Consider the following 11,415-nt stretch of genomic DNA (forward strand, 5'->3'; position numbering starts at 1 on the left):
TGGGTGCACAATCGACGGGAGAGGGAGGGGTCAGAGCAAACTCGTGCGCCTGTCAAGGCCGTCGCCCGTCTTGCTCGAATGACCCAAAAGCCGAAAAAATCTGAGCCTTAGTGGTTCAAGGTTGAGGGGCGGACGCGGCTCAAAACTCGAAAGTCACGTATTCAAAGCAAACAACCGATGCTGCTGCCCCCACTCGGCAGGAACAGCATTCAGCAACATCGCCATCGTTGCTCCGCCAATTTGCCGCCCCTCGACGATCGCTTCCACGATGTCGGGCGCGAGATTGTTCAGGCGCAGAACCCTGCTCAGATATGATGGGTCGATCTTCTCTGCGGCGGCGAGCTCGGTAATAGTCGCGAAGGTGCCCAATTCCAAAATCCGCCGCCAACGGAAAGCGCGGGCCAGCGTCTTGATCATCGTGTTGTCGATCTGGCGGCGCGCGATGGGCGCGCCCTCCGGCTGAACGATAGTCTTTCGTCTGCCGTGCTTGCGCAGCGCCATCGGGACATGAAGCGTGAGAGTTTCTGCCGAAACTTGGCTCATGACGCGCCTCCCGAGACGGTTGCCATCTCGTGCACAAGTCCGGCAAGTCCATCAACGCGCAAAAGAACATTCATGCCTGCCACCCCAAGATCAATCCGCTCGATCAACAACTGGACGATGCGCGCCTGCTCTGCGGGAAAAAGTTCATCCCAGAGCGGATCAAGTTGTATTAACGCCGCGCGCGCATCGCCCTCGACAATAGGCGGGTCGTCCATCTTCGCAGCCTTCCATGTGCCGATGATGATCTCCGGTTGGCGAAACACCGCCCGCAACTGGTCCACCACAGCGCCTTCGATCTCTGCCGCAGGCACCCGTGCCACAGGGCAAGTTCCGGCGCCATGGTTGAGGATAGTCTGACTGACATAGTAGCGGTACCGTCGCGTACCCTTGCAGGTATGTGTGGGTGAGAATGCAGCGCCATCCGGCCCGAACAAAAGGCCCTTCAGGAGGGCGGGCGTCTCTGCGCGGGTGTTGCTGGCGCGCTTGCGCGGGCTGACCGTCAAGATGGCATGCACCTTGTCCCATAAGGGTTGATCAATGATTGCAAGGTGCTCGCCGGGGTAGCTTGTGCCCTTGTGCACGGCCTCGCCGATGTAGACCCGATTGTTCAGCATCCGGTACAGATGGCATTTATTGAGCAGCGCGCCTTTGCGCGTGGTGACGCCGATCTTGCGCAGGGACTGCACGATGGTGGTGGCTGATCCGACCTTGGCAAATTCCGAGAAGACCATACGCACCGTGGCCGCATCGGCAGCACTCACAACCAGTTTGCGGTCTTTCACCTCGTAGCCCATCGGGGGGCAACCGCCCATCCACATGCCCTTCATCCGACTGGCACGGACCTTGTCGCGAATGCGCTCGGCGGTCACCTCGCGTTCGAATTGTGCAAAGCTGAGCAGGATGTTCAGCGTAAGCCGCCCCATTGATGTTGTCGTGTTGAAAGATTGCGTTACCGAAATGAAGGTGACGCCATGCCGGTCAAACACTTCGACCAGTTTCGAAAAGTCCATCAGCGAACGTGACAGCCGGTCGATCTTGTAGACCACCACCACGTCGACCAACCCGTCTTCGATGTCGGCCATCAGCTGTTTCAGCCCGGGGCGCTCAAGGGTGCCACCCGAAACCCCGCCATCGTCGTATTGATCACGCAGCAGCGCCCAACCCTCGGAGCGTTGGCTGGTGATGTAGGCTTCGCACGCTTCGCGCTGGGCGTGCAGGCTGTTGAAGTCGCGATCCAGCCCTTCTTCAGATGATTTCCGGGTATAGATGGCGCAGCGCAGTTTGCGCAAAAGATTATCAGGTTTAACGGGCGCGTTCATGCGGCCCTCCGGCTGTGTTTGAGACCAAAGAACGTCCAGCCATTCCAACGCGTGCCGGTGATGGCGCGGGCGATCGCCGAAAGCGATTGATAGGGGCGACCCTGCCATTCAAACCCGGTTTGCAGCACGGTGACGACATGTTCGACGCCTTGGTGCGCGCGGATCAGTTTGGTGCCTGCAATGGGCATCAGGTCGGTACGGATGCGCCGCGTGGTGATATTGCCGCCATCAAGCTGTTCGCCCAAGGCTTCAAGCCGCTTGACGATTTCCGGGTTCAGCCCGCCATAGGCCAGTTCCTGAATGCGGTAAGCAAGGCGACTTTCCAAGTTCTTGCGGTTATATCTCGGGGGCTCGCTTGCGTAGAGATCGTGCCATTGCGCCTTCAATTCTGATATCGGCGCGGTCTTCAGCGCGGCCAAGCGGGCGGGGATGGGGTCAGATTTGGTCATGGGTCTCTCCGATGGTTGGAGTTGCATGAGCACTCTGGCCGGGCAGAGAGTGTAGCGAACTATCTCCCGCAATCGCAGATAGATCGCTTGCATTTCGTGCGCGCAAACGACGCAGGCCGAGGGCCAAGATCGCGCAGAGTTCGGCCCGGCGTTCGAGCGGTTTCATATGGGACGGGGCAAGGGGATTGGGGCGTATCATGGCAGACCTTCGGTGGTATCTGCCCGGTAAAAGCCAAGTCGAAGGCGAGAATGGGACACTTCTTCTGCGCTATTTCGCGTGACAGATTTCAAGTCGCGGATAGGGTGGCCACAGTGCACTATGCTGGAGAGCTTGATGGTACGCGCGCCGACTAGAACCTGCCCGCATTTGTCCAACCTGTTTGACACCGCCCCTCCGATCCTTGTTGCTGCTTTCTTCAAATCGAAGCCTTTTGAACGGTTCACATGGGTTGAAGGCTACATGCCCCGTTTGGACGGAATCCCAAGCAACGAGCCCGCGCGTGCAATGCTGGCGACTGAAACAAAAATGCGTCTTGGTCCGCTGGAAACCGAGGCCGCGCGTATTGTCACGATGGCAGGCAACCGCGGCCAGTTTGCGTTGGAGGGTCTGGCCACGACGAAATTGACCGCAGATCGATTGCAAATTCTGATTGGCCAGAGGGATGAACTTGCGCGTAGCCTTTGGGCCTATGTTCACGAATCCAGCCTGTTCGATGCTACCGAGAACGGCATGCATATGCGCCTCTACCGGCGTTACGACCGCCATTATCAGACCTTTATGGCCGAACCCTCCCCGGGAACCGACCGCGATGTCGAAGAAAGTCTGGTCAAGGATTTGCTGGCCGAGTTGAAAGGGAGCCTAAATCGTGGGGATGGTTATCGAATTGACCGCTTTGATCTGCCTGAAGAGGCCGATGAACCTGCAGCCGTGATGTATTTGCTTTCACATCCCAGCCCTCCAACCAGCGCGCGGGATATGGACGACGACGGCAATAGTGCTCGGATATATTTCCGCCCGCCTGGCGAGGCGATGATCGTCTACACGCCGTCGACGGGCAGGGTGCATGTTCGGGCCGGGACGCGTTCACTGCGCCATAAAATCGCTGATGCCTTCATCGAAAAGGTCCTTAGCCAAGAGCCCTCGCGTCAACCGGTCGACTTCCAAGCTTACGATATATCGAAATTCAGATCCGAGTTTGATCTGGCTCGGCCTGCGATGGCCGATGTGGAAATCGTGGCGGCCAAGGTTATTCAAGTCCAAGTAAGCGTGGAAGACCTTGCAAGCCGACTTTCCGTCTCGACGTCGATAGAGAGTGATCTCGCAACACTCGTCGAAAACCAGCCGGGGCTGGCGCGCATATTCGAACGGGCGATCGCGACACGGTTTCTTGAAATTGCCGTGCGATACCGGCGCAAGGACAAAGACGAGACACGGACACTGTCATTTACAGTGACGGATCGAAATACATGCAGCCTTCTCAGCGTCGACGATCCGTTTGAGCGGGTTCTGGGGCATCGGCTATTGAGGCATTGGGGCATTCTTCGGGAAGGTCGCGCGCCAAGTGAGACTGACGCGATGTCGGTTTTGCCAGCCCTGTTGGAAATTTGGGATATCGGGGCGGAGACGCTCTCCGGGGCTTGGTTGTTTGAGCGGCAGATCGATCCTCAACTCTTGATCGAAATTGGCTTTCTTGTTCCGTCTGGTGCGGATGACGGCGACGTGATCGACGATGAAGATGGCATCGGCCAAGCTACCGCCGAGGTTGTAACAAGGTCGGATGGGATCGGTGTCAAAACAATACGGGGCCAAGAGGCTCCCGGTGGCCCCGCTGATCGATACTGCCGCTATCGCGTTCGAAAAGGTTGGGTTGCGCAGTACGTCCGCGAATTTACTGCCAAATCATTCGATAATTCTGCAGTGCCCGACGATGACGCCAATCTTGTGGCGCTGGGAACATTGCAGATCGAAGGTCGGGATGTGCCGGTCTACCTTGTCCGCGGGCTTGATGACGAGCGAGCACGCGAGTCCATCGATACAAAACTAAGATCGCGCCCAGGTGGCAAGGTTGGATTGGTTTTGCAGGCGGGATCTGCGCTGGGCAGCTCTATTTCTGGCAATGTGTTGACGCGCCTGATTGATCACTTGGAGGGCACGTTGCCCGCAATTGGTTTGAACCTGGCAAGCCTGCGCTCTGTCTACGAGCGCAATTGCGTGTTGGCAAATGGGGGCGCGATCGTGGAATTTGTCCCGCTGGGCGACACGGCGGGTACGTTATTCGTGCCTAAAAAGGGCAGCATTTACATATCGGGAGAGCATAAAGTTAGGGTGATCCAGCGGCTTGTCGACGCCCATAACAGCGGCTCGTCCCCAACCGCGAGTGACGATCTGCGAAAAGGGATCTTGGACCAATCTCTGGCAAATATCTTCAATCAGCCGCTTTGGGATAAGTTGAAGGCAGACTTCATTCGATCACCCAAGAAACCGTTTTGGGAAATCGCCACCTAGACCCAACTCCGTTGCAACTCCGTTGCGGGGGACTGACGAACTCCGATTCGCCATGACAATTCCACGGCTCCCGTAATCGCAGGAGCCTAAAATGGCCTATGTCGATCCCGATCAACTGACACAGCGCCTAGCGCGCAAACATCCCGCTGATTTTCTGCAAAACGACTGGCGCTGCCTTGAATGTGGCAAGCTGCTGGGCGTGCGCCGCGGCGCAAAGTTGCACGTGCGGGTTCAAGGTCACGATTACACCGTGAGCTTGCCCGCTGAAGCTATCTGTCGCGGCTGCGGCACACACAACCGGACCTGACATGAGCGGGCGCCTTTCAGGGCGCCCGTTTTGTCATCCAGCCCCCTCACAAAATTAACTGGTCCCCCGTGAGGCGCGTGACGCCCGGCCGTAAGGCAGGCGTCACATGCGAGCCAGTTGGCAAGCACTCTATTCTGACTTGGTCCAGGCGACCAATCGTCTCCGTTTCCAAACGGAATTTTGCCAAATATGCCAAGACCACAGCGCCCTGTGCGGTGGGCGGGATCCGGGCGATCTGATGGACCGCTTGCATGCGCCCGTTGGGGACCCGGCGATCCGCAACGACATGCTTCGCGCGCTCGTGATCGTTGCGCAGGGCGATGCGCGGCGCTCCGAGGTAGCCACCACCTTGTTGCTGCTCGCACTTTGGCCTGGGCTTGATGCGGTCCACGGGCGGCTGTGTCGATACTACCCGCACGAGCGGCATGAGGTCGGGGCAGAAATCCTTGGCCGCGTCACCTTGGGCATTCTGAACATGGACTTGGACGCCGTGCAAAAGGTGGCGGCGACTCTCGTTATGAACACCCAGCGCGACATCCACCGCTCTTTTAAACGCCTGCGCGATGAACGCCGCGATCAGATCTCGTGGGATGACACATGCGGTTATGCGCTCATCGGGCCAACAGACGATGTTGAACTCATAGCTGCGATGGAGTGGCGTCAGCGGCTGGTCCCGCTACTCGGCAAAGATACCGAGCTGTTCTTGCGCATCATGCTCTTGGGCGAAACCCAAGCCGAGGCAGGACGCGCATTAGGGCTGTCCCATGCGGCAGCGCGCAAGCGTCATCAGCGTGCGCTGGCGCGACTGCCTGCACCCGCACAATTCGTTCCGCCCTGTCCCATTCCGCGGTCGCGTTTGGCTTTTGCAGATCGAGAGGCCGCGGATGTGCCTCGCGATGGAGGTGGTCATGGTGCATGAAAACGAGCAAGAGGACTTCGAGCGCTTGCCGGGCCTGTTTCGGGTTTGGGATCTGGCACGGGTGATCGTGCCGGGCGCGATTTACCGGATCGAAGAAGCCGGGCTGACGCGGGACGGAGCCACGCTCTTTGCCATCTATCAGGTCCTCGTCTCGGCAATGGTGCACTGAGATGAAGCATAACGATGCGAACCCCGATACCAACACTCCGCTTTATCGTGCTGGCACTATAAAGCGTCAGCGCGCAAGCCATGCCGAAATGGCGGATCGCGACGCGTTCTTGATCAACTATGCACACGCGCACGGTCCGATCACCGTGCGCGGCCTCTACTACCAGGCCGAGGTGCACGCCGTTGCAGGCATCGACAAGACCGAAAGCGGCTACCGCAAGGTTCAGGCACAGGTTCTGAAGCTGCGGCGTGAGGGTCGGCTGAACTACGAAGCCATCGCAGATTCATCACGCTTCATGCGCAAGCCGCAAACGTTTAACGGCTGGGAAGATGCTTTGCGCGACACGGCACGGTTCTACCGCAAGGATCTGTGGGCCGACACCGATCTTGAAGTCGAGATATGGCTGGAGAAAAATGCGCTGGCGGGCGTCCTGTTTCCGGTCACGTCGGAATACGACGTGCCGTTGATGTGCACGGGCGGCTTTAGCTCCGAAACCTTCGCTCATGAGGCAGTTGCGCGATTGCGTGGCTCAGGACGCACGCTGATTGTGCACGCGCTTTACGACTTTGACCGGTCTGGCGGTGACGCGTCACGATCCTTGTGCGAAAAAGTCGAGCGTTTCGGCCACGACTACGGTGTCCCCGTCCAGTTCAGATCGCTTGGGCTGTCTTTTGACCAGGTCACGCAGTTCAAACTGCCAACGCGCCCGGCCAAAGATGGGACCAAGGCAGACCGGCGCTGGCCGCATGCCTTTGCGGCCGAACTCGACGCGCTGCCGCCGGACGAATTGCGCCGCATCGTGCGGGACGCGATCGAAGATCACCTGCCGCAAGTGCAGCTTGCCTACCTCAAGAACATCGAGGCTCTGGAGCGCGCCACTCTGCTTGATTTTGTCGGGGGGCTGGCATGAACGGCGCAGAGGATCTTGCGCTGCGCCTGACGCGTGAAGAATTGGCCCATCATTGGCGGGTCAGCGTGCGCACGATTGAGCGGTGGTCAGCTACCGGGCTCTGTCCGCGCCCGCTGCGAATGGGGGGCCGCATACTTTACCGCCGCGAAGATGTACTCGCTTGGGAACGCGGGCAAACTGGCGAGGCGCTCGATTGATGGACAAGGCGGGCCCCCATCGGGACCTGCCGAAGCATGACGAAACGACTGACAGGGTGGCCGAGCGCCGCCCCGAAGGCGTGTCCGTCCCCACTTTTGCAGAAATCGCCATGCGCTTGGTGGACAACGGCTATGAGCCGGTGCCGATCCTGCCGCATGCCAAAAAGGTGGCCGCAAGAAACTGGACGACGGTTACAATTGACGAGGCACAGGTTGAGGATTGGATAAAGCGATTTGGCCATTGCGGCATCGGGCTGCGCACCGGCAAGCTTGTTGCCGTAGATATCGACCTGCTCGATCCTGATCTTGCGCACGACGCTGCAGAGATCACGCGGCTGCATCTCGGCGATACGCTGCTGCGGGTTGGGCGTTGGCCCAAGCGGTTGCTGCTGTACCGCACGCGCAGCCCGGAGCCAAAGCGGGCTGTTGGCAAGGTGGAGATCCTCGGCCTCGGACAACAGTTCGTGGCCTTCGGCATCCACCCCGATACCGGCCAGCCTTACGATTGGCCCTTGGGCGAAAGCCCGCTGGACGTGCCGTTAGATGCGCTGCCTCTTGTGGATGCAGGGGCAATAGAAACGCTGCTTGCGCCGCTGCAGCCAATTGCCGGGCCTGCACCGTCCGGATCGCGTGTGCCGCGTGGTGGCGACAATACGCAAAGTGGTCCGATCAGGGCGGCGGACGGACGTGTCATCGACGGGCGCGACCAATGGCTTTCGCTGATCGCCTATCATGGCGTGTACGACGCGGTGGATCGCGGCGAGACGCTTGACGCGCATCAGATTGCCGCCGCGGTTTGGCAGCGGTTTTTGGCAAGCACTGATCTCGATCGCCCGAAACAGGATGGTCGGCATCGATATGGACCTGACGATGCCCTCAAGAAAGTGCGCGACAAGCTGCGCCTTTTGGGTCTTGGCCAGTTGCCGGAGCGCCAAAGGCCGCGGATAGAACCCAGCTACGTGTTGCCCACACTCCCGGTTGATCGCGCGCGGGTGGAGCTGGACCACGTTTTTGACGCCGCAATGACCGAGATTGCCAACTGGCATCGGGGTGGGCGTGTGGATGAGGCCCCGTGCTTGGGGGTTCGTGCGACAGTTGGGCTTGGCAAAAGCACAGCTGCTCGACGTCATGTCGTGAAGCTTCTCGCAACACTCGCGGAAGAAGGGCAACCAGCGCGGTTGCTGAACTTCGTACCGTCGCTGGCGCTGGCCGATGAGACGGCAGCGGCTTGGCAGAGCCTGGGCGTGGAGGCTCAGGTGCTGCGTGGCTATGAGGCTTTGCAGCTGACCACGCGTGCGCCGATGTGCCGCGATGTACCGTCCGTCAGGGCCGCTGTTGCTGCGGGCTTAGATATTCAATCCTCGGTCTGCTTCAGGAGCGAAAAAGAGAAATGTGCACATTATGCAGGGTGTGCCAAGCAATCCAATCGTCGCGAGGTTGCAAAAGTCCAAGTGGTGGTTGCGGCCTATGACGCAATGTACACTGGCTTTGCAGGCGATGCCGAGGAGCTTGCGCTGGTTCTGGTCGATGAAGCCTGCTGGTCGCGGAGCTTGGAAGAGACCACGGGGCTGACGATCGAGGCGCTTCCGCTGCTTGGGATCACCGGGCTTGGGGGCGCGCGCAAACAAGATGCCCGAGGAGCCGACATGGCAGATGCTGTGATCTGCCGGCAGCGGTTGTCGGCTGCTCTTGCCTCATTGCCTCTGGGGCAGGTCAGAGCGGCTGATCTGGCGGCGCTGCACATTGATGGCCGCTTTTGCGAGGATGCCTCCCGGTTGGAGGTTGCGGCTTTGGCGCGCTGTGGGCTTGTGCCTGGTCAGAGCGCGGGCGCGCGTAGGGCGGCTCTCGCCACGAGCGTGCGCCGGGCGCTGGGGCTTCAGATCATTGCTCTTTGGGATGCGCTTGCGGCGCTGTTGCGGGGTGATCCTGCGGCGCTCGCTAAGGTCTGGCTGGATGGGCCGGCCGCGCAATCTGGGCAAAGGCCGATCCGCATGTGGCGGCGCAAGGCAATGGCCCCTGATCTCATCAGCCTGCCCTTACTTCATCTCGATGCGACGCTGCGCCCCGAAATCGCCAAGGCCGTGCTGCCAAGGTTAGAGATCGTGACGATCGAGGCTGCGGCACCCCATCAACATGTGCGGCTGATCGGGGGCGGTTTTGGCATGGGCTCGCTTTGTCCTGCCCCACAAGCAGACGCCGCAGAGATCAATCGTCGCGCCAATCGTTTGCGCGATTGCCTCGATTATGTGCGGTGGCATGCCAAGCGGCATGCGCCGCAGCGCTGCCTTGTCATTACCTACAAGGCGATTGAAGCGGCGTTTGCCGATATTCCGGGTGTGGAGGTTGCACATTACAATGCTGTCGCAGGCTTGGACTGCTGGGGGGACATTGGCTGCTTGTTTTTGATCGGCCGCCCGCTGCCATCATCGGTGGAATTGCACGAATTGACTGGGGCAGTGCTCGATCACTCTGCTCATGGCAAATATCAAACGTCTGCGGTTGGCATTCTAACCGAGACCGGGCGCAAACTGTCGGGCCAAGCGATACGCCACACCGACCCTGCCGCAGAAATCTTGCGTGCCGCAATCTGCGATGACGAGGTGATGCAGGCGATGGGGCGGGGGCGTGGGATCAATCGCACGGATGCAACCCCGCTCGAGGTTCATCTGATGGCCCACGTTGTTTTGCCCCTCGCATATGATCGTGTGATGGCTTGGGAGATGGTTTGTCCTGATATTGTGCAGCGCATGCTTCTGTGCGGGATGGCGGTGGATAGCCCTGCCGACGCGGCAATGCTTCATCCGGGATTATTCTCGGGGCAGGAGCAGGCTAAGAAAGCATTCCAACGAGGGGCATTTAAGGGACATTTCCCTATAAGAGGTACCTATAGGGAAATGTCCCTTAAATCGGCTGCATATCGACGGTCCGGCCGCGGTCGTGGCTGGCAACGGGCCTGGTGGGTAAACGGCTCTGCCGACGAACGGCGGGCGCAAGTCGAGGCAGCCCTTGGGGCGTTGGCCGAGTGGGTCTCCGACATTCCTGAGTAGCGGCCAACATGTCGCGCCATGTCGTCAATTGTCATTTAATGTCGTAAAGACAATAGCTTAAGCCCATGATATACTGTCGCCACGAGATGTTTTACCCCCGCGATTTTGCAAAGGGGGGATCGGAGATCGAGCGATGGTGGCAACGGTGATGAGCGAAAGTGGCGGCGGAACAGCCCCGGGTGCGGAGTTGGACCACGCCAGCGGCAAGGCCTTGCACATCACCTACCGCCCGATCGGCAATCTGATCCCCTACGCGCGGAACGCCCGCACGCACAGTCCGGCGCAGGTGGGGCTGATCGCAGGCTCGATCCGGGAGTTCGGCTTTACCAATCCGGTGCTGGTCGATGGGGAAAACGGCATCATCGCAGGCCATGGCCGGGTCCTCGCGGCGCAGAAGTTGGGGCTGGCTACGGTGCCGGTGATTGAGCTTGCCCATCTCACCGAGGCACAAAAGCGCGCGTATATTCTTGCCGACAATCGCTTGGCCGAACAGGCGGGGTGGGACGCGGACCTGCTTGCGCTTGAGATGGGGGATCTTGAGGCCCTGGGCGTTGAACTCACCGACCTTGGCTTTGAAAGTGCGGAAATCGATCGGTTGCTCAGGGGTGATGCGACGGATCCGCGCGAAGAGGTTATTCCCGAGCCACCTGCAGTTCCGATCTCGCAGCTGGGTGATCTGTGGTGTTTGGGCACGCACCGGCTCATTTGCGGCGATGCCACCGATGCCGCGGCGGTTGCTCTCTTGCTTGGCGGTGTTGTGCCGCATCTGATGGTCAGCGATCCGCCTTATGGTGTGATGTACGATCCAAGCTGGCGCAACAAGATCGGCGTGTCTGAGACCAAACGCGTTGGTAAGGTGATGAATGACGACCGCGCCGACTGGCGGGCAGCGTGGGCGCTGTTTCCGGGGGATGTGGCGTACGTTTGGCATGGGGCTCTGCATGCCACCACAGTGGCCGACAGCCTCGCGGCTGCAGGCTTTGCGGTGCGCAGCCAAATCATCTGGGCTAAGGAGCGCCTGGTGCTGAGCCGGGGCGACTATCACTGGC

10 protein-coding genes and 1 pseudogene are annotated in these 11,415 nt (G+C 59.7%); 8 read left to right on the forward strand and 3 right to left on the reverse strand.

Annotated elements, in window-relative coordinates; all coding sequences use genetic code 11:
- Positions 1-153 precede the first annotated feature (153 nt).
- Genes AKV04_RS10445 through AKV04_RS10455 form a run of 3 tightly spaced genes read right to left on the reverse strand, consistent with a single transcriptional unit; the run spans position 154 to position 2,311 of the window.
- The gene (locus AKV04_RS10445) at positions 154-543 is read right to left on the reverse strand and encodes a hypothetical protein (protein ID WP_054006372.1); all 390 of its coding nucleotides are present in this window, start codon (positions 541-543) and stop codon (positions 154-156) included.
- Positions 540-1,862, reverse strand: coding sequence for a recombinase family protein (locus tag AKV04_RS10450; protein ID WP_054006373.1), 1,323 nt, complete (start codon positions 1,860-1,862; stop codon positions 540-542). Before AKV04_RS10450 ends, AKV04_RS10445 begins: the two co-directional genes overlap by 4 nt.
- Complete coding sequence (locus AKV04_RS10455) at positions 1,859-2,311, reverse strand: DUF2924 domain-containing protein (protein ID WP_054006374.1); 453 nt, start codon at positions 2,309-2,311, stop codon at positions 1,859-1,861. The genes AKV04_RS10450 and AKV04_RS10455 overlap by 4 nt, the downstream gene beginning before the upstream one ends.
- A 334-nt stretch (positions 2,312-2,645) precedes the next feature.
- Between AKV04_RS10455 and AKV04_RS10460 the strand changes: the two genes are divergently transcribed.
- From AKV04_RS10460 to AKV04_RS10495, 8 genes and pseudogenes are all read left to right on the forward strand, one after another.
- Positions 2,646-4,817, forward strand: coding sequence for a hypothetical protein (locus tag AKV04_RS10460; RefSeq protein ID WP_156317470.1), 2,172 nt, complete (start codon positions 2,646-2,648; stop codon positions 4,815-4,817).
- A gap of 91 nt (positions 4,818-4,908) precedes the next feature.
- Positions 4,909-5,124 (forward strand): hypothetical protein, encoded by a 216-nt coding sequence (locus tag AKV04_RS10465; RefSeq protein WP_054006376.1) that lies wholly within the window; start codon positions 4,909-4,911, stop codon positions 5,122-5,124.
- Between the two features lie 238 nt (positions 5,125-5,362).
- Complete coding sequence (locus AKV04_RS10470) at positions 5,363-6,043, forward strand: sigma-70 RNA polymerase sigma factor region 4 domain-containing protein (RefSeq protein ID WP_054006377.1); 681 nt, start codon at positions 5,363-5,365, stop codon at positions 6,041-6,043.
- Positions 6,033-6,212, forward strand: a complete 180-nt coding sequence (locus AKV04_RS10475) for a hypothetical protein (protein ID WP_156317471.1) — start codon at positions 6,033-6,035, stop codon at positions 6,210-6,212. The genes AKV04_RS10470 and AKV04_RS10475 overlap by 11 nt, the downstream gene beginning before the upstream one ends.
- 1 nt (position 6,213) lies before the next feature.
- Complete coding sequence (locus tag AKV04_RS10480; RefSeq protein ID WP_235815601.1) at positions 6,214-7,122, forward strand: hypothetical protein; 909 nt, start codon at positions 6,214-6,216, stop codon at positions 7,120-7,122.
- On the forward strand, positions 7,119-7,319 hold the full coding sequence (locus AKV04_RS10485) for a helix-turn-helix transcriptional regulator (RefSeq protein WP_054006379.1): 201 nt from the start codon (positions 7,119-7,121) through the stop codon (positions 7,317-7,319). The genes AKV04_RS10480 and AKV04_RS10485 overlap by 4 nt, the downstream gene beginning before the upstream one ends.
- Positions 7,319-10,366 carry a bifunctional DNA primase/polymerase gene (locus tag AKV04_RS10490; protein ID WP_054006380.1) on the forward strand — a complete coding sequence of 1,016 codons (3,048 nt, stop codon included), beginning with the start codon at positions 7,319-7,321 and terminating at the stop codon, positions 10,364-10,366. The genes AKV04_RS10485 and AKV04_RS10490 overlap by 1 nt, the downstream gene beginning before the upstream one ends.
- A 148-nt stretch (positions 10,367-10,514) precedes the next feature.
- A pseudogene (locus AKV04_RS10495) lies at positions 10,515-11,415 on the forward strand (ParB N-terminal domain-containing protein); the annotation flags it as partial.

It is taken from the genome of Cypionkella psychrotolerans (assembly GCF_001294535.1).
In the GTDB taxonomy this organism is placed as follows: Bacteria; Pseudomonadota; Alphaproteobacteria; order Rhodobacterales; family Rhodobacteraceae; genus Cypionkella; species Cypionkella psychrotolerans.

Coding starts and splice junctions, on each gene's coding strand:
- AKV04_RS10445 (WP_054006372.1), bottom strand. CDS start 543: ATGAGCCAAGTTTCGGCAGAAACTCTCACGCTTCATGTCCCGATGGCG.
- AKV04_RS10450 (WP_054006373.1), bottom strand. CDS start 1,862: ATGAACGCGCCCGTTAAACCTGATAATCTTTTGCGCAAACTGCGCTGC.
- AKV04_RS10455 (WP_054006374.1), bottom strand. CDS start 2,311: ATGACCAAATCTGACCCCATCCCCGCCCGCTTGGCCGCGCTGAAGACC.
- AKV04_RS10460 (WP_156317470.1), top strand. CDS start 2,646: ATGGTACGCGCGCCGACTAGAACCTGCCCGCATTTGTCCAACCTGTTT.
- AKV04_RS10465 (WP_054006376.1), top strand. CDS start 4,909: ATGGCCTATGTCGATCCCGATCAACTGACACAGCGCCTAGCGCGCAAA.
- AKV04_RS10470 (WP_054006377.1), top strand. CDS start 5,363: ATGGACCGCTTGCATGCGCCCGTTGGGGACCCGGCGATCCGCAACGAC.
- AKV04_RS10475 (WP_156317471.1), top strand. CDS start 6,033: ATGGTGCATGAAAACGAGCAAGAGGACTTCGAGCGCTTGCCGGGCCTG.
- AKV04_RS10480 (WP_235815601.1), top strand. CDS start 6,214: ATGAAGCATAACGATGCGAACCCCGATACCAACACTCCGCTTTATCGT.
- AKV04_RS10485 (WP_054006379.1), top strand. CDS start 7,119: ATGAACGGCGCAGAGGATCTTGCGCTGCGCCTGACGCGTGAAGAATTG.
- AKV04_RS10490 (WP_054006380.1), top strand. CDS start 7,319: ATGGACAAGGCGGGCCCCCATCGGGACCTGCCGAAGCATGACGAAACG.